At 67.3% G+C, this 17016-nt stretch carries 20 protein-coding genes, 1 other RNA gene and 2 pseudogenes; 11 read left to right on the top strand and 12 right to left on the bottom strand.

Features of this window, described 5'->3' with window-relative positions:
• The first annotated feature begins 17 nt into the window (after positions 1 to 17).
• The 3 genes from ffs to CVUC_RS06900 all read left to right on the top strand — a co-directional run bounded on the left by ffs (position 18) and on the right by CVUC_RS06900 (position 2473).
• An RNA gene (ffs, locus tag CVUC_RS06910) (signal recognition particle sRNA small type) lies at positions 18 to 109 on the top strand.
• A gap of 90 nt (positions 110 to 199) precedes the next feature.
• Positions 200 to 2026: a DNA polymerase III subunit gamma/tau gene (locus tag CVUC_RS06905; protein WP_101685801.1), complete on the top strand. Its 1827-nt coding sequence runs from the start codon at positions 200 to 202 to the stop codon at positions 2024 to 2026.
• A 117-nt stretch (positions 2027 to 2143) separates the two neighbouring features.
• Entirely contained in the window at positions 2144 to 2473 is a 330-nt protein-coding gene (locus tag CVUC_RS06900) for a YbaB/EbfC family nucleoid-associated protein (protein WP_096034713.1), read from the top strand.
• Between the two features lie 15 nt (positions 2474 to 2488).
• Here CVUC_RS06900 and CVUC_RS20805 read toward each other — a convergent pair.
• Positions 2489 to 2569, bottom strand: a pseudogene (locus CVUC_RS20805) (hypothetical protein); the annotation flags it as partial.
• Positions 2570 to 2599: 30 nt separating this feature from the next.
• On the opposite strand from CVUC_RS20805, the gene recR reads away from it, so the two are divergent.
• From recR to def, 4 genes are all read left to right on the top strand, one after another.
• Entirely contained in the window at positions 2600 to 3202 is a 603-nt protein-coding gene (recR, locus tag CVUC_RS06895) for a recombination mediator RecR (protein WP_096032259.1), read from the top strand.
• Between the two features lie 109 nt (positions 3203 to 3311).
• The gene (locus CVUC_RS06890) at positions 3312 to 3464 is read left to right on the top strand and encodes a hypothetical protein (protein WP_096032260.1); all 153 of its coding nucleotides are present in this window, start codon (positions 3312 to 3314) and stop codon (positions 3462 to 3464) included.
• Positions 3465 to 3517: 53 nt separating this feature from the next.
• On the top strand, positions 3518 to 4807 hold the full coding sequence (gene rmuC / locus CVUC_RS06885) for a DNA recombination protein RmuC (protein ID WP_096032261.1): 1290 nt from the start codon (positions 3518 to 3520) through the stop codon (positions 4805 to 4807).
• A gap of 8 nt (positions 4808 to 4815) precedes the next feature.
• Entirely contained in the window at positions 4816 to 5337 is a 522-nt protein-coding gene (gene def / locus CVUC_RS06880) for a peptide deformylase (RefSeq protein ID WP_096032262.1), read from the top strand.
• Between the two features lie 26 nt (positions 5338 to 5363).
• On the opposite strand, the pseudogene CVUC_RS20350 reads toward def, so the two are convergent.
• Positions 5364 to 5453, bottom strand: a pseudogene (locus CVUC_RS20350) (hypothetical protein); the annotation flags it as partial.
• Positions 5454 to 5758: 305 nt separating this feature from the next.
• Between CVUC_RS20350 and CVUC_RS06875 the strand changes: the two are divergent.
• A complete protein-coding gene (locus CVUC_RS06875) occupies positions 5759 to 6187 on the top strand; it encodes a hypothetical protein (protein ID WP_125469910.1) in 429 nt (142 codons plus the stop codon).
• Between the two features lie 39 nt (positions 6188 to 6226).
• Here CVUC_RS06875 and CVUC_RS06870 read toward each other — a convergent pair whose 3' ends face one another.
• Entirely contained in the window at positions 6227 to 6706 is a 480-nt protein-coding gene (locus CVUC_RS06870; RefSeq protein WP_096032264.1) for a cupin domain-containing protein, read from the bottom strand.
• Between the two features lie 64 nt (positions 6707 to 6770).
• On the opposite strand from CVUC_RS06870, the gene dapE reads away from it, so the two are divergent.
• Together dapE and CVUC_RS06860 are read left to right on the top strand one after the other, a co-directional pair.
• Positions 6771 to 7931, top strand: a complete 1161-nt coding sequence (dapE, locus tag CVUC_RS06865) for a succinyl-diaminopimelate desuccinylase (protein WP_096032265.1) — start codon at positions 6771 to 6773, stop codon at positions 7929 to 7931.
• 18 nt (positions 7932 to 7949) lie between these two features.
• On the top strand, positions 7950 to 8870 hold the full coding sequence (locus CVUC_RS06860) for a glutaminase (RefSeq protein WP_096032266.1): 921 nt from the start codon (positions 7950 to 7952) through the stop codon (positions 8868 to 8870).
• 90 nt (positions 8871 to 8960) lie between these two features.
• Here CVUC_RS06860 and truA read toward each other — a convergent pair whose 3' ends face one another.
• Positions 8961 to 9740, bottom strand: coding sequence for a tRNA pseudouridine(38-40) synthase TruA (truA, locus tag CVUC_RS06855; protein WP_101685800.1), 780 nt, complete (start codon positions 9738 to 9740; stop codon positions 8961 to 8963).
• Positions 9740 to 10666 (bottom strand): methionyl-tRNA formyltransferase, encoded by a 927-nt coding sequence (gene fmt, locus CVUC_RS06850; protein WP_096032267.1) that lies wholly within the window; start codon positions 10664 to 10666, stop codon positions 9740 to 9742. Before fmt ends, truA begins: the two co-directional genes overlap by 1 nt.
• A 113-nt stretch (positions 10667 to 10779) precedes the next feature.
• Here fmt and CVUC_RS06845 point away from each other — a divergent pair, with 113 nt between their 5' ends.
• Positions 10780 to 11103, top strand: a complete 324-nt coding sequence (locus tag CVUC_RS06845; protein ID WP_096032268.1) for a cell surface protein — start codon at positions 10780 to 10782, stop codon at positions 11101 to 11103.
• Positions 11104 to 11223: 120 nt separating this feature from the next.
• On the opposite strand, the gene dapD is transcribed toward CVUC_RS06845, so the two are convergent.
• The 7 genes from dapD to CVUC_RS06810 all read right to left on the bottom strand — a co-directional run bounded on the left by dapD (position 11224) and on the right by CVUC_RS06810 (position 16971).
• Positions 11224 to 12069, bottom strand: a complete 846-nt coding sequence (gene dapD / locus CVUC_RS06840; protein ID WP_096032269.1) for a 2,3,4,5-tetrahydropyridine-2,6-dicarboxylate N-succinyltransferase — start codon at positions 12067 to 12069, stop codon at positions 11224 to 11226.
• A complete protein-coding gene (locus CVUC_RS06835) occupies positions 12066 to 12731 on the bottom strand; it encodes a pyrimidine 5'-nucleotidase (RefSeq protein ID WP_096032270.1) in 666 nt (221 codons plus the stop codon). Before CVUC_RS06835 ends, dapD begins: the two co-directional genes overlap by 4 nt.
• Complete coding sequence (argB, locus tag CVUC_RS06830; protein ID WP_096032271.1) at positions 12728 to 13642, bottom strand: acetylglutamate kinase; 915 nt, start codon at positions 13640 to 13642, stop codon at positions 12728 to 12730. The genes CVUC_RS06835 and argB overlap by 4 nt, the downstream gene beginning before the upstream one ends.
• Positions 13643 to 13833: 191 nt before the next feature.
• Positions 13834 to 14292 (bottom strand): response regulator, encoded by a 459-nt coding sequence (locus CVUC_RS06825; RefSeq protein ID WP_096034714.1) that lies wholly within the window; start codon positions 14290 to 14292, stop codon positions 13834 to 13836.
• A gap of 18 nt (positions 14293 to 14310) precedes the next feature.
• A complete protein-coding gene (gene lovK / locus CVUC_RS06820; RefSeq protein ID WP_010918174.1) occupies positions 14311 to 15417 on the bottom strand; it encodes a photosensory histidine protein kinase LovK in 1107 nt (368 codons plus the stop codon).
• 166 nt (positions 15418 to 15583) lie between these two features.
• The gene (locus CVUC_RS06815; protein WP_096032272.1) at positions 15584 to 16633 is read right to left on the bottom strand and encodes a sulfate ABC transporter substrate-binding protein; all 1050 of its coding nucleotides are present in this window, start codon (positions 16631 to 16633) and stop codon (positions 15584 to 15586) included.
• 23 nt (positions 16634 to 16656) lie between these two features.
• Positions 16657 to 16971 (bottom strand): hypothetical protein, encoded by a 315-nt coding sequence (locus CVUC_RS06810; protein WP_096032273.1) that lies wholly within the window; start codon positions 16969 to 16971, stop codon positions 16657 to 16659.
• Positions 16972 to 17016 lie beyond the last annotated feature (45 nt).

Raw genomic sequence — 17016 nt, 5'->3', positions numbered from 1 at the left:
CGCGATATAGGCCTCGGAGATCGGCGCGGACGGAGTCCTCGCCAACCTGGTCAGGGCCGAGAGGCAGCAGCCACAACGAGATCACCTCTGGGTCGTCTGCCGGTCTCCACCTCATTTTCCTCGAAATTCTGTCAGCAGTTGCGCGCGCGGTTGGGTGCGAGGCTTTTGCTGCGCCCTCCGCCCCACTACACTCCGCGCCATGGCCGACCACGACGATCTCTCGCCTGATTCCGCGCCGCCGTGGGACGAGGCGCCCGCCGAGCGGGACGAGAACACCGCCGACATCTTCGGCGATGCGCCCGCGCCGGCCGCCGAGGCGCGCCCCGTGGTCGAAACCCCGCCCGAGGGCGAGAAGGGCGACGCCTATACCGTTCTGGCGCGGAAATACCGGCCGCGCACCTTCGAGGACCTGATCGGCCAGGAGGCCATGGTCCGCACCCTGGCCAATGCGTTCTCGACCGGCCGCATCGCCCATGCCTTCATGCTCACCGGCGTTCGCGGGGTGGGCAAGACCACGACCGCGCGCCTCTTGGCCCGGGCGCTCAACTACGAGACCGACACGGTGAAGGGCCCCTCGGTCGACCTCACCGTCGAAGGCTATCACTGCCGCTCGATCATCGAGGGGCGGCACATGGACGTGCTGGAACTCGACGCCGCCTCGCGCACCAAGGTCGACGAGATGCGCGAGCTCTTGGACGGGGTGCGCTACGCCCCGGTCGAGGCGCGCTACAAGGTCTACATCATCGACGAAGTGCATATGCTGTCGACGGCGGCGTTCAACGCTCTGCTGAAGACGCTGGAAGAGCCGCCCCCGCACGCCAAGTTTATCTTCGCCACCACCGAGATCCGAAAAGTTCCGGTGACGATCCTGTCGCGCTGCCAGCGCTTCGACCTGCGCCGGGTCGAGCCGGACGTGCTGGTCAAGCACTTCGACCGCATCTCGGCCAAGGAAGGCGCGCGGATCGAGATGGACGCCCTGGCGCTGATCGCCCGCGCCGCCGAGGGCTCGGTGCGCGATGGTCTGTCCTTGCTGGACCAAGCCATCGTCCAGACCGAGCGTGGCCAGACGGTCACCTCGACGGTCGTCCGTGACATGCTGGGTCTGGCTGACCGCAGCCAGACCATCGCCCTCTACGAACATGTGATGGCCGGCAAGACCAAGGACGCCCTGGAAGGCTTCCGCGCCCTTTGGGGCTTTGGCGCCGATCCGGCGGTGGTCATGCTCGATGTGCTGGACCACTGTCACGCCTCGGCGGTGTCCAAGGCGCTGGGGCCTGACGCCCTGTCGATGCCCAAGGAGCAGGCCGCGCGCCTGGCCGCCATCGGCGCCCACACCTCGGCTGGAACCCTTTCCCGCCTTTGGCAGATGCTGCTGAAGGCCCACGACGAGGTGCGGCGCGCGCCCGACGCCATGGCCGCGGCCGAGATGGCGCTGATCCGCCTGTGCTACGCCGCTGACCTGCCCGGTCCGGAGGAGGCCTTGAAGGCCCTGCGCGACGGCGCGCCTGTGGGGGGGGGCGGTCCGGGCGGTGGCGTTGCGATCGGCGGCGGTGGCGCGGGCGGGGCGACGGCCTCGGCCCAGTCTCCGGTCATGATGGCCGCGCCCGGCGCCCAGGCCATGCCGGTGCTGGCCTCGTTCGACGACGTGATGGCCCTGATCGCCGCCAAACGCGATATCGGCTTGCGGCTGGACGTCGAGCAGTATGTCCGCCCGATCAATTTCCGCCCCGGCGCGCTCACCTTCGAGGCCGCGCCCGGCGCGCCCGGCAACCTGGCGGGACGCCTGGTTCGCTTCCTGAAGGAACATTCCGGTCAGCCCTGGCTGGTGGCGGCCGAAGGCGGCGGCGGGGCCGAGAGCCTGATGGAGCGCCAGAAGCGCGAGGAGCGCGAGGCGCTGGAGGCCATCAAGCAGGACCCCTTCGTCGCCTCGGTGCTGTCGGCCTTCCCCGGCGCCGAGATCGTCGAAATCCGCAAGATCCTCACCCCCGAGACGGCCCCGCTGGAGCCGGACGAGGAAGAGGGCTGACAAAGGAAGCTGTCATCCCGGGCCAGCGCAGCGCAGACCCGGGACCACGGCGAGCGCCGGCGTATCCGGCGGTCCCGGCTTTCGCCGGGATGACAAATAGGTTTGGAGACCAAGATCATGAAAGACCTCGGCGGCCTGATGAAGCAGGCCCAGGCCATGCAGCAGAAGCTCCAGGACGCCCAGGCGCGCCTGGCGGAGACCACGGTCGATGGCACGTCGGGCGGCGGCATGGTTACCGTCACCCTGATGGGCAATGGTGAGCTTGTCCGCGTGCTGATGGATGAGAGCCTGGTTCAACCCGGCGAGGGCGAGGTCATCGCCGACCTGATCATCGCCGCCCACGCTGACGCCAAGAAGAAGCTCGACGCCAAGCAGGCCCAGATGATGCAGGACGCCGCCGGTCCGATGGCGGGCCTGATGGGCGGTCTGCCCGGGATGAAGTTCTAAAGCGGTGGAGCCGCCATCCTCGCCCTTCGACAGGCTCAGGGTGAGGATGTCTACTGAGCCGACCCTCCGCCTCACCCTGAGCTTGTCGAAGGGCGAGGCGGACGTACCGCCTATCCGAAGGACCTGATGGCCGCCTCCGCCGGACCCGAGATCGAGCGCCTGATCGCCTTGCTGTCCAAGCTGCCGGGCCTGGGACCGCGCTCGGGTCGGCGCGCGGCCCTGGCCCTGCTCAAGAAGCGCGACACCTTGCTGGCGCCGCTGGCCACCGCCATGGCAGAAGCGCAGGCAAAGGTTCGCACCTGCGGGACCTGCGGCTCGCTGGACGTCACCGACCCCTGCGCCGTCTGCGCGGACGGCTCCCGCGATGGCCGCCTGCTGTGCGTGGTCGAGGAGGTGGGCTCGGTCTGGGCGATGGAGCGCGGCGGCTCGTTCAAGGGGCGCTACCATGTGCTGGGCGGTCTGCTTTCGGCGCTGGACGGGATTGGACCCGAGGCCTTGCGGATCGGCGAGCTGGTCGGCCGGGTTACGGACGGATCCGTCGCGGAGGTGATCCTGGCCCTGCCCGCCACGGTCGATGGCCAGACGACCGCCCACTACATCGCCGACCGGCTGGCCCAGACCAATGTGCCGGTGACCATGCTGGCGCGCGGCGTGCCGGTGGGCGGCGATCTCGACTGGCTGGACGACGGCACGATCGCCCAAGCGCTGCGCGCCCGGCGTCCGGCCTGACAAATTCCCGAGCGTTCTTCGGGAAATCGGCTGACAGCCCCGCTTTCGAAAGCCAAGCTCGCCGCCGTCGCGTCGGGACCGCCGATGCGTCTGTAGAGGGACGATTTTCATGAGTACGCCAGACGATAAGGCCCCCGAGGCCGAGATCGAAACCCCGCACGTCGCCAAGGTCGGCGTACACGACAAGGGCCATAACGTGACGAGCTTCAATGAGGAGCCGATCAACGGCCTGATCGCCGACATCGCCGACGGCGACGAGTGATGGGAGGCGGCGGCGGCCTTTATGCCGCCGCCGACTTCAGCTAGGAACGGAGCATGAACTTCTCCGATCCTTATCTGATCCTGGCCCTCGTCTTCGCCCTGGCCGCCGTGGCCTTGGGACTGTGGGCCGTCGCCGCTCAGCGCCGGGCCGCCAAGGCCGAGGCCCAGGCCTGGCTGCTCACCGAACGCCTGACCCAGGCCGAGGAGCGCCATCGCCTGCTGGAGGATCAGAGCGCCACCCAGATCGAGCTGATCAAGGCCCAGGCCGCCCAGAGCGCCAACGCCATCGCCGAGCAGCTGATCAAGCGCGCCGACGAGAACGCCAAGAGCCGCGAGCGCCTGGCCGAGGCCCGGCTGGAGGCCCAGCTGAAGCCGGTCGCCGAAACGCTCGCCAAGTTCGAGGCCCAGGTCACCGCCGTGGAGAAGGCCCGCGCCGAAGAGACCGGCGGCCTCAAGGCCCAGATCACCGCCCTGCTGGAGGCCTCCACCGCCACCCAGGCCGAGGCCCGCAAGCTGTCGGCCGCCCTGCGTCGCGGGGCCGGGGTGCAAGGCCGCTGGGGCGAGCAGACCCTGCGCAACGTGCTGGAGGCCGCTGGCCTCAACAGCCGCTTCGACTTCCAGGAACAGTTCAGCGTCGACAGCGAGGAGGGCCGTCGCCGGCCCGACGTCAAGGTCACCTTGCCGGGCGGCGGGGTATTTGTGATCGACGCCAAGTGCTCGCTGAACGCCTTCCTTGAAGCGCAGGATGTGACCGACGAGGTCCTGCGCGAGGCCGCCATGGCCCGCCACGCCCAGAGCGTGCGCACCCACATGCAGGGCCTGTCGTCCAAGGCCTATTGGGACCAGTTCGCCGGCGAGGGCTCGCCCGACTTCGTGGCCATGTTCGTGCCCGGCGACGGCTTCCTGGCCGCCGCTCTGGATCGCCTGCCCGAGCTGATGGCCGAGGCCATGGATCGCCGGGTGGTGCTGGTCACGCCCACGACCCTGTTCGCCCTCTGCAAGGCCGTCGCCTATGGCTGGCGGGCCGAGGACCAGGCCAAGAACGCCGCCCGCATCGTCGAGGTGGGCCGTGAACTCTACAAGCGCGTCTCGGTCATGGGCGCCCACGCCGGCGCCATGGGCAAGGCGCTGGAGAGCGCCGTGGGCAAGTACAACCAGTTCGTCGGCTCGCTGGAGAGCCAGGTCCTGACCCAGGCCCGCCGCTTCGAGGACCTGTCCGTCGACCATGAGGGCAAGGAGATTCCGGAGCCGCCCATGGTCGATCAGGCGGTGCGTCCGTTGACCAAGCTGAAGGCCGTGGGACAATCCCCCACCTTGACGCTCGGAAATGACACGCCTACCTGACGCTCATCATGGCTATCCGTCGCATCCTCACCGTCGATAACGCCGCCGACCTGGCGACGCTGAAGAAGATCTCCACGCCCGTGGAGGCCGTCACCGATGAGCTGCGCGCTCTGATGGATGACATGCTTGAGACCATGTACGACGCCCCCGGCATCGGCCTGGCCGCCGTTCAGGTCGGCGAGCCCGTGCGCGTGATCGTCATGGACCTGGCCCGCGAGGGCGAGGACAAGGCCCCGCGCTACTTCGTGAACCCTGAGATCCTGGCCTCGTCCGAGGACCTGCAGGGCTATGAAGAAGGCTGCCTGTCGGTGCCCGAGTACTATGACGAGGTCGAGCGCCCGGCCAAGGTCACCCTGCGCTACATGAACTACCAGGGCGAGACGGTCGTCGAGGAGGCCGAGGGCCTGTTCGCCGTCTGCATCCAGCACGAGATGGACCACCTGGAAGGCGTGCTCTTCATCGACCACCTCTCGCGCCTGCGCCGCGATCGCGCCATGGCCAAGGTCAAGAAGGCCCGCCGCGCGGCTTAGGGGCTGCCGGCGCCTTAGATCCAACTACCGCCGTCATCCCGCGCTTCATGCGCGGGACCCATCCGTCCGCCGCAGGTGCGGAGCAGGATGGGGCTCTCACGTGGACGCTGAACCATGGGTCCCGCGCATGAAGCGCGGGATGACGGGGTTGTGGCTGTGGTTTCGAGCTTCCTTCCGCCCGGAAGGAGCCATCCTTACATCTCACGGCGAGACGATCGCAGGGCTGATCAGGTCACTCAAGGACGACGCTGCGCGTCGCCGCGCGCGGTCGCCGGAGGCGGTCCTTGACTGACCTGATCAGCCCTGCACGCTGCAGCCTCCAAGAGATTCAAGGATCGCCTCGCCCAAGGGCGGCTTTCGACCCATTGCGGACCTGGACACTTCTCTCGATAATGGGCTCTACTTTTCGGAGAGAATTCGCTTGTTTCCAGATCCGAAACTAATATGGCGGCCGTTTCCGTCCATCCTCGATGGTATTCAGCAACCACCATTCGTCTTCGCGCATGGGACAAATCGTGGCGTCTTATACCTGACCGTACTTTTCGCAAGACAGGCCTTCGGGCTTGAGATGCGTTGCCAAGCCTACTTCGGGGTCGAGGAGCTATTTTATTCCAATGCCGGACATGGTGATGTTGCCGGGACTTACGATGGAGGAGTGTACATCAAGGAGACGATGGACTCTGCTCTGCTGAGAGCACAGGCCTACTGCGACCCGACTGCGCGCGTTCGCCACTTCCTCTTCGTGGGCGGCGACTACTGCTATGAGGTTCTCAGTTTTGCGGAGCCTTCTATTTACGCCTTCGATAGCCACGATGAAGCGATGGTTTGGGCTTCCGCGAACGCAGCTTGAGGCGGCTCCCCACCCATTGCGGACCCAGCGATCCGCTCCCTACCGCGTCCGCCCACTTTCCGTCTCATACGGCGTCCCGTCCCGATGCCGGTAAACCGTCTCCCCATCCCGCAACACTAGGTCGATATCCGGATAGTCACAGCCGTCCGCGTCCGGCCGCCGCGACCCCACCTCCAGCAGCAGCACATCCCGGTTCGACCGGTTTTGGAAGCAGTGACCGTTGGCCACTCCGGCCTTGAAGCCCGCGCAGTCGCCGGCCCGCAGCACCGTCTCGCCGTCATTCTCGACCAGCACCACCTCGCCCTCGACGACCCAGGTGAATTCGTCCTCGGCCGTGTGCCAGTGGCGCTGGCTGGACCAGACGCCGGGCGCCAGGCGCAGCAGGTTGACGCCGAACTGGGTGAGGCCGGCCGCGTCGCCCAGCTTGGTGCGGTGACGCTGCAGGCAGGGCTGGTTGAACGGGGCGGGATAGGCCGTGCCGATGCGGGTGGGGGCGGCGGCGAGATCGATCTTGGGCATGACCTACCTTGGAACAAGCGTGCGGGATTTGCGCGGACGCAAGGGGAAGCTTAAAGCCTGCACCATGACCAGCCCCGCGCCCGTTTCCGTCAGCATCGATCCCGTTGAGCTCGCTCAAGCCCTGATCCGGCGTCCGTCGGTGACGCCGGCCGACGCCGGCGCGATGGACACGCTGCAGCGCCAGCTGGAGGCCCTGGGCTTTACCTGCCGCCGGATGAAGTTCGGCGAGATCGAGAACCTCTACGCCCGGCGTGGGACGGCGCGGCCGAACCTGTGCTTCGCGGGCCATACTGACGTGGTGCCCGTGGGCGATGACGCGGCCTGGACCGCCGGGCCGTTCGAGGCAGAGATCAAGGACGGCGTGCTCTATGGGCGCGGCGCGGTCGACATGAAGTCGGCCATCGCCGCCTTCGTCGCCGCCGTGGCGAACGTCCCCGACCATCCCGGCTCGATCAGCTTCCTGATCACCGGCGACGAGGAAGGCGTGGCCGAGGACGGCACGGTCAAGGTCGTCGAGGCCCTGGCCGCCGAGGGCGAGATCATCGACCACTGCATCGTCGGCGAGCCCACCTCGGCGAACCTCCTGGGCGACATGGTCAAGATCGGCCGGCGCGGCAGCATCAACGCCTGGATCACCGTCGAGGGCCGCCAGGGCCACGTGGCCTATCCGCATCGCGCGGCCAATCCGGTTCCGGTGCTGGTCGACATCCTGTCGACCCTTAAGGCGCGGGTGCTGGACGACGGCTATACCGGTTTCCAGCCGTCGAACCTCGAGATCACCACGATCGACGTCGGCAACACCGCCACCAACGTCATCCCCGCCTCGGCCAAGGCGCGGGTGAACATCCGCTTCAACCCGGCCCACAAGGGCAAGGACCTGGCCGCCTGGATCGAGGGCGAGTGCGCCAAGGCCGCGGAAGGTTTCGACGGAACCGCCACCGCGCTGTGCAAGATCAGCGGCGAGGCCTTCCTGACCGAACCGGGCGACTTCACCGACGTGATCGTTGCGGCCGTGACCGACGCCACCGGCCGCGCGCCGGAGCTGTCGACCACCGGCGGCACCAGCGACGCCCGCTTCATCCGGGCCCTGTGCCCGGTCGTCGAGTTCGGTCTAGTCGGCTCGACCATGCACCAGGTCGACGAGCGCGTGCCCGTCGAGGAGGTTCGCCAGCTGGCGGGCGCCTATCAGGCGCTGATCCGCCGCTACTTCGCGACGTTCGCTTAAAGCTGCGTGGGGACGAGGATGAAGGCGCTCTCGATCCCCGACGTGCTGGCCGAGGTGGCGGTGCTGGTCAGGCCGCACTTCGGCAAGGGCAAGCCCGCCGACTACATCCCGCAACTGGCCACTGTGCCCGGCGGCAAGTTCGGCATGGCCGTGCGGATGGTCGATGGCGATGAGCATGTGATCGGTGACGCGGACGAGGGCTTTTCGGTCCAGAGCATCACCAAGGTCTTCGCCCTGGGCCTGGCCCTGAACCGGCTGGGCGATGAGATCTGGACCCGGGTGGGCAAGGAGCCCTCGGGCACGCCGTTCAACCACCTGTCCCTGCTGGAAGCCGAGCAGGGCGTGCCGCGCAATCCCTTCATCAACGCCGGCGCCCTGGCGGTGACCGACGTGCTGATGGACGTCACCCGCGACCCGGCGGCCCTGGTGCGCGACTTCGCCGGCTTCCTGTGCGGTGAGCGGGTGGAGATCGATCCGGCGGTGGCGACCTCGGAGCTGGCGCACGCCTGGCAGAACCGCGCCATCGCCAGCCTGATGCGGGGCCAGGGCACGATCACGCACGATCCCGAGGCGGTGGTGGCCGCCTATTGCCGCCAGTGCGCCCTAACCATGAGCTGCCGCCAGTTGGCGCGGGCCTTCCTGCCGCTGGCCGCCGGCGGGTTTTCGCCGATCGCGCAGGAGACGGTGTTTCCGGAGCGCCTGACCCGGCGCCTCAACGCCTTGCTGCTGACCTGCGGCATCTATGACAGCGTCGGCAGCTTCGCCTATCGCGTCGGCCTGCCGGCCAAGAGCGGCGTCGGCGGCGGCATTGTCGCGGTTATACCCGGCAAGGCGACGGTGGCGGTGTGGTCGCCGGAACTCGATCGCTTTGGAACGAGCGTGGTCGGCACGGCGGCGCTGGAGGCGTTCAGCCAGATCACGAACTGTTCGGTGCTTTAGGGCGGTAAATCCTCCCCCCAGCGGGGGAGGTGGCGCGAAGCGCCGGAGAGGGAAGTCTTGCAGACCTTGCCTCTTCCCCCTCCGTCGCCGCTATGCGTCGACACCTCCCCCGCTAGGGGGAGGATTGATCGGGCCGTACCCCACGCCCACCAGATAAAGCCCATCGGCCGGCGCGACGGGTCCGCATTCGCGCCGATCCCTCGCCTCCAGCGCCGCCTTGACGTCATCCACCGTCCAGCGCCCCGCGCCGACCTCAACCAGAGTGCCGGTCATCGAGCGGACCTGGCGATGCAGGAAGGACCGCGCCCCGAAATCGAGGTGAATCTCCTCGCCGACCCTTCGTACGCGGGCGACGTCCAGGGTCTTTACCGGGCTCTTGGACTGGCAGTGCATGTCGCGGAAGGTCGTGAAGTCGTGCAGGCCGACCAGATGTTGAGCCGCCGCATGCATGGCCTCGTGGTCGAGGTCTTTCTTCATGTGCCAGACCCGGCCCTTGTCCAGGGCCGGCGGGGCGCGGCGATTGAGGATCCGGTAGAGATAGCGCCGCTCATTAGCAGAGAACCGCGCGTGCCAGCCCTCCTCGGCGACTTCTGCCGACAGGATCGACACCGCCTCGCGGGTCAGGTGGGCGTTCAGGGCGTTGAACACCGTCTGGGCCGGCCAGTCCTTTTCGAGGTCGACATGGACGACCTGGCCGGTCGCATGGACGCCGGTGTCGGTGCGGCCGGCGGCGGCGATGCGCACCTCTTCGCCGCAGAAGGCCTTCACCGCCGCCTCGATCGCGCCCTGCACGCTGGGCAGGGTCGCCTGGGCCTGGAACCCCGCATAGGGACGGCCGTCATACTCGACGAGGAGGCGGTAGCGGGGCATCAGGCCAGCACGGTCCCAGCCGCGATCGGGAACCCGCGCGTGAAGGTCTGTGCGTCCTGCACGCCCTTGCCCTCGCGCTGGGCCTTCAGCAGACGGATGGAGCCTTCGCCGCAGGCGATCAGGAGGGCATCGTCCAGCGCCGTTCCTGGCGCGCCCGACGCGGCCTCGACGCGCGACAGCAGGGCCTTCACACGCACAGGCCCTTTCTCCGACGGCGCCTCGAACCAGGCGCCGGGGAAGGGCGAGAGGCCGCGGATGTGGCGGTCGACCTCGGCGGCCGGGCGGGTCCAGTCGATGCGGGCTTCGGCCGATTTGATCTTCTTGGCGTAGGTGACGCCGTCCTCGGCCTGGGGCGTTTCCTGGACGACCTCGCGCTCGATCGCGGCCAGGGCCACGGGCAGCAGCCGCGCGCCGACGGCGGCCAGCTTGTCGTGCAGGCTGGCGGCCGTGTCATCGTTACCGATGGCCACCTGCTCGGACATCAGGATCGGCCCCTCGTCGAGGCCCTCGCTCATCCGCATGACCTGAACGCCGGTGACCGGATCGCCGGCCATGATCGCCCGCTGGATCGGCGCGGCGCCCCGCCAGCGCGGCAACAGGCTGGCGTGCAGGTTGAAGCAGCCGAACCGGGGGGCGTCCAAGACGGCCTTCACCAGGATCTGGCCGAACGCCACCACGACGGCGGCGTCGAGGTCCAGCGCCTGGAACGCCGCGATCTCTTCCGGGGTCTTCATCGACACTGGCGTGCGCACCGGCAGGCCCAGGCCTTCGGCGAAGGCGTGGACCGGCGAGGGCTTCAGCTCCTGGCCGCGTCCGCGCGGGGCCGGGGGCTGGGAATAGACGCAGACGATCTCGTGGCCCGAGGCGACGAGTTCGGCGAGGCAGGTGACGGCGAAATCGGGAGTGCCGAGGAAGGCGATGCGCATGGCGGGGGTTTAGACGCCTTGGCGGCTTCGCGCAAAGCCCGGAGCCATGGGGGAAGACGGAACCTTGGCCTTGGGCCGCCGTTATTCAGCAGGCCTATTGGAGGAGCACGACCATGCGTTCGATCCTGTTTGTCGCCAGCTGCGCCGTCGCCCTGTCGCTGGGCGCCTGTTCTCAGGAACACGCCACCGAGGTGAAGGAAGGCGCGAAAGCCGCCGCGTCCGACGTGAAGGAGGCGGCCCGCGAGATCGCCAACGACCCGGACGTCAAGGACGCTGGGGCTGCGATCAAGGAAAGCGCCAAGGAAGCGGGCGCGGAGCTTAAGGAAGCCGCCGGCGAGGCCGGGCAAGAGCTCAAGGAAGCCGGCAAGGACCTGAAGCACGACGTCCAGGAAGGCGCGGCCGAGAGCAAGAAGCAGATCAAGGACGCGACGAAGTAAATCCTCCCCCCGTGGGGGAGGCGGCCGAAAGGCCGGAGGGGGAGGTGCGGGCTATCCGGCTTCTTCCCCCTCCGTTTGCTTCGCGAACACCGCCCCCGTGAGGGGGAGGATTTTGACGCATCAATCCCGCAGCAGATCGTTGATGCTGGTCTTCGACCGGGTCTGAGCGTCCACCGTCTTGACGATCACGGCGCAGTAGAGGCCCGGACCGCCGTTCGGGTCGGGCAGGTTGCCGGGGACCACGACGCTGTAGGGCGGCACCTTGCCGATGTGGACGGCGCCGGTCTTGCGGTCGATGATCTTGGTCGAGGCGCTGATGAACACGCCCATCGAGAGCACGCTGCCCTCACCAACCACCACGCCCTCGACCACTTCCGAGCGAGCGCCGATGAAGCAGTTGTCCTCGATGATGGTCGGGTTGGCCTGCAGGGGCTCCAGCACGCCGCCGATGCCGACGCCGCCCGACAGGTGGACGTTCTTGCCGATCTGGGCGCACGAGCCGACCGTCACCCAGGTGTCGACCATCGTGCCCTCGTCGACATAGCCGCCGATGTTCACGAACGAGGGCATCAGGATCACGTTCCTGCCGATATGGGCGCCGCGGCGGACGATGGCGCCGGGCACGGCGCGGAAGCCGCCGGCCTCGAACTGCGGGGCGTCCCAGCCGTCGAACTTGTTCGGCACCTTGTCCCACCAGGGGCCGACGCCGCCGCCCAGGGCGCCCGAGCGCATCACGGTGTTGGGGTTCAGGCGGAACGACAGCAGCACCGCCTTCTTCAGCCACTGATGGGTGAACCACTCGCCGTCGATCTTCTCGGCGACGCGGGCCTCGCCGCTGTCGAGCAGGCGCAGGGCCTCGTCGACGGCGGTGCGAACGGGACCGGTGGTGGCGGCCGTGACGTCGGCGCGGGCCTCCCAGGCGGCTTCGATCTCGGTTTGCAGATCAGACAGGCTCACAGCGGTCATGCGGGGCTTCCTTGCAGGCGCGCCGAGCTCAGGAACTCGGCGAGATCATTGGTGCGGAAATGGACGTGTTCGGAGGTCGAGGCGGCGGCGTGCGGGCCGACCAGTACGGTGGTCATGCCCAGGCGCGAAGCGGGAACCAGGTTCTTCTCGCTGTCCTCGAAGAAGGCGGTCATCGGCGGATCGATATCGTGCAGCTTGCAGATCCGGTCAAAGGTCGCCAGCGCCGGCTTGGGCACATAGTCGGCGGTCTCGATCGCGAACAGCTCTGAGAACAGGTCTCGCAGGTTCAGGTGCGCCAGAACCCGCTCGGCGTGGCCGACCGAGCCGTTGGTGAAGATCAGCCGCCGGCCGGGCAGGGCGGCGATCGCCGCACGCAGGGCCGGATCGGGGGTCAGGCAGTCCAGCGAGACATCATGCACCTCGTCGAGAAAGCGCTGAGGCTCGATCCCGTGGTTGGCCATCAGCCCGGCCAGGGTGGTGCCGTGCTCGGTGAAATAGCCGTGCTGCAGGGCCCGCGCCTCGTCGCGCGGCAAGCCGGTCTCGCGCGCCACGAAATCCGTCATCTTGGCCTCGATGAGGCCCATGAACTGGGTCTCGATCGGGTAGAGCGTGTTGTCGAGGTCGAACAGCCAGGTGTCGACGTGGGAAAGGTCCGCGCTCATCGCTTGATGAGCGTGCCCGCGCCGTGCTCGCTGAACAGCTCGACCAGCATGGCGTGCGGGCGACGGCCGTCCAGGATGACGACCGCCTCGACACCGGACTCGATCGCGTGGATGGCGTTCTCCAGCTTCGGGATCATGCCGCCGGTGGCCACGCCCGTGTCGATCAGCGCGCGAGCCTGTTCGATCGTCATTTCACGGATCAGTTCGCCGTTGCCGTCGAGCACGCCCTTGATGTCGGTCAGCATGAGCATGCGCTTGGCCTTCAGCGCGCCCGCCAGGGCGCCGGCCACCGTGTCGGCGTTGATGTTGAAGGTGTCGCCAGCCGGCGAAACGCCGATCGGCGCGACGACCGGGATGTAGTCGTGCTCCGAGGTCAGCAGGGCCTCGATCAGCTGGGGATCGACCTTGGTGGGTTCGCCCACAAAGCCCAGGTCCACCGCTTGTTCGATGTTGCTGTCCGGATCCTTCTTGGTCCGGGTCACCTTCTCGGCGGTGATCAGGCGAGCGTCCTTGCCCGACAAGCCCACGCCCCGCACGTCGGCTTCGGCGCCGGCCAGCGTGATCCAGTTGGCGATTTCCTTGTTGATCGCGCCGGACAGGACCATCTCGGCGACTTCCATCGTCGCCTCGTCGGTGACGCGCAGGCCGTCGACGAAGGTCGATTTCACGCCCGCCTTGTCGAGCATGCGGCTGATCTGCGGACCGCCGCCATGGACGACCACCGGATGCACGCCCAGCAGCTTCAGGAGCACCGCGTCGGCGGCGAAGACCTTGGCCACATCTTCCTGGCCCATCGCGTGACCGCCGTATTTGATCACGACCGTCTCGCGGTCGTAGATCTGGATGTAGGGCAGAGCCTCGGCCAGGGTCTTGGCGGTGGCCCAGCCAGCTTCCTCGGCGACGTCGGTCAAGGCGGCGGTCCTCGATGCGGAAAAGAGCGGCGCCTCGATAGCGGACCCCGCCCCCCCTGTCATCAAAAACGACGGCGCTGAACCCTCTTGCGGCGCGATCGAGCCGACGCTTCAACATGAGGATGGCGGCGGGCATCAGCCGGCATCGCGGGTTTGACGGAACCGCGAGCCGGAAGCCCCCAGCAGGCGGATCAGGTCAGGGTGTCGACCACGCCCCAGCGGTCTGCGTAGGCCGGAGCGAGGGTGAGGCCCGCCGGCACCGGTCCGGGCGCGTGTCCTACGGTCAAGCAAATGGCCAGATAGCTCAGGGCGCTCTTCACTCCGTGTCCGGAATAGGGTTTGCCGATCACCCCGCATGCGCCGGCGAAGTCGTCGGGCAAGCGCTTGACATTGGCGGTCATGAACAGGGCGACGCCGCCGCAATCCTTGGCGATCCTGCGGGCCACATCCACACCGGTAGGCCCATCGCTGAGATGAACATCGATAAGCGCTAGGTCAGGATTCAGCTGCCGGGCCAGCGTCACGGCCTCGTCCGAACTCATGGCGCAGCCGAGTGAATGGAAACCGGCCTCCTCGATCAGATGTTCCAGCTCGATGGCGAGAAGCATCTCGTCTTCGACAATCAGAACATCGAGCGCTGGCCGGCTCATGATCAAAAGCGTCCTTGGCTATTGCGTCCCATTGATGGGCAACAGAACGACCACGCGGGTTCCAGGTTCCGCATCGGTGGTCTCCCATTTCGCCTTCAGCTGCTGGCAGAGCAGCTGGACGATCGTGAGGCCGAAGCCGGAAGCCCTGGTTTCCCTATCCTGACCAACGCCGTCGTCGGTGATTTCGATCCGGAAGTCGCCGTTCAGGCGCGATAAACCGACAAAGATGCGGCCGCCGCGCCCCTCGGGAAAGCCGTGCCGCAGGGCGTTGGTCAGCAGTTCGTTGACGACGAGGGCCAAGGGTGCGGCCTTGGCGGCGGGGATTTCGACGCGCTCGAGATCCAGTTCAACGCGGATGTCGTCGCGCATGGCCGATCCCATCAGGTCGGCGACCATGTCGCGGATGAACGCCGAGACGTCGAAGCGCTCGACGTCCTCGCTCTGGAACAGGCGTCGGTGGACGGTCGCAATGGCGTTGACCCGGCCCAGCATACCTCTCAGCGACGCCTTGACCGCCGGATCAGGCACGCGCCGGTTCTGTAGCAGCAGCAGGCTTGAGATGAGCTGCAGATTGTTCTTCACACGGTGATCCACCTCGTGAAGCAAAGCGGTCTTCTGTTTGAGCGCCTCGGTCAGCTCCCTTGTCCGCTCTTCGACCATCTGCTGCAGACCGTCGCTGTGGTCCCGAGCGCGGAGCTCGACGACCTTCTTGTCGGTCACGTCCACCTGCGAGCCGAAGAAGTAGACAAGCTGGCCGGCGTCATTTCGCACGGGCGACATATTGAGCGCGTTCCAGAACGGTGAGCCGTCCTTGCGGTAGTTCAGGAGATCAACAGCGACATCCTCTCCCGCCGCCAGCGCGTCACGCACCGCCTGGATCGCCTTGGGGTCCGTATCCGGTCCCTGCAGGAACCGGCAATTGCGGCCGATCACTTCGTCGCGGGCATAGCCCGTCAGGCGCAGGAAGGCGTCGTTCGCGAAGATGATCGGAATGTCGGGCTGGGTGGCGTCGGCGACGATCATGGCCATGCGGGTGGCGCTGATCGCTGCGGCGAACGGGTCGTCTACGCCGTGTCCGGCGGCCAGTCGCTCGCCGGCCCGGCGCGATTCCGAATAGTCTTCCAAGGCTAAGCTCCCACCTCCCCGTGGACGCTCAACGTATCTGATCCGGTCGAGTTCCCAACAGAGGTTATGGCGGGGCAAAGAAACGGCGGCGGCCGAGATGAGGCTCCCGCCGCGAGGGACGAAGGCGGACTCGGACTTCCCGGAACGAGTCCCCTCGAGGATGGGATTACTTGGGCTGATAGATACGGTCGAACACGGCGCCATCGTCGAAGTGCGTGACCTGGGCCTTCTTCCAGCCCCCAAAGGTGTTGTCGATGGTCACCAATGGGATCGTCTTGAACTTGTTGGCGTACTTGGCGGCGACCTGAGGGTTGCGGGGGCGGTAGTGGTGCTTGGCGATAAACTCTTGCGCCAGCGGGCTGTACAGGAAGTTCAGATAGCCCTGAGCCACGATGCGGGTCTTGCGGCGGTCGACATTCTTGTCGATGAGCGCGACCGGCGGCTCGGCCAGGATCGAGAGGGACGGGTAGACCAGCTCGTACTGGCCGGGCAGCTCCTCCTGCGCGAGGAACGCCTCGTTTTCCCAGGTCAGCAGGACATCGCCGATGCCGCGTTGGGTGAATGTGGTCGTGGCGCCGCGTGCGCCGGAGTCCAGGACGGGCACGTTCTGGAACAGGGCCTTCACGACGGCCTCGGCCTTGGCGGGGTTACCGCCGGGCTGCTTCAAGGCCCAAGCCCAGGCCGCCAGATAGTTCCAGCGCGCGCCGCCGCCGGTTTTGGGATTGGGCGTGATCACCGCCACGCCCGGCTTGATCAGGTCGCTCCAGTCCCGGATCTTCTTGGGATTGCCCTTGCGGACCAGGAACACGATCGTCGAGCTGTAGGGCGTTGAATTGTTGGGAAGCCGCGACTGCCAGTTGGCGGGCAGCAGCTTGGCCTTGGTGGCGATCTCGTCGATGTCGTAGGCGAGAGCCAGGGTCACGACATCCGCCTGCAGGCCATCCATCACCGAGCGCGCCTGCTTGCCCGAGCCGCCGTGGCTCTGGTTGATCGTCAGGGTCTGGCCGACGCGGGCCTTCCAGTAGGTCGCATAGGCCGCGTTGATGTCCCTGTAGAGCTCGCGGGTCGGATCATAGCTGACGTTCAACAGGGTGACGGACTTGCTCTGAGCCTGGGCCACGCCGCCGAGCAGGGCGGGCGCGGCGAGAGCGCCAGCGCCGGCCGTTGCGGCGCCGAGAACGCCTCGACGCGTGGGTTTTTCAAAACGGCGAGCCATGGGGATCCTCGGAGTTGTGAAGTTTAGAAGGCGTACTGTGTTCGCACGGACCAGCTATCCAGGTCCTGGCCGACTTGCGTCCCCGCAGCTGGGGTCGAGCCCGCGACGCAGGTCTTTCCATCGGGAGGCGGACGCCTGACCTTTACATGGCGGGCTGAGGCGTCATCGACCGATGCGGTCTGAGCCGATGCGGTCTGAGCCGATGCGGTCTGAGCCGATGCGGTCTGAGCCGATGCGGTCTGAGCCGATGCGGTCTGAGCCGAAGCGGCGCCGGCGGTGACGAGCAGGACGGCGCCAACAATCAGGGCTGCGCGGAAGGCTGTCTTCGTCGTGATCATCGTTAGCCCTTCGCGGCGCCGCAGGGCGGGCCGACCTGACCAGCC

Source organism: Caulobacter vibrioides (assembly GCF_002858865.1).
Taxonomy (GTDB): Bacteria; Pseudomonadota; Alphaproteobacteria; order Caulobacterales; family Caulobacteraceae; genus Caulobacter; species Caulobacter vibrioides.
The sequence above is the reverse complement of the archived record's forward strand: the minus strand, read 5'-3'. Positions and strand labels throughout refer to the sequence as shown.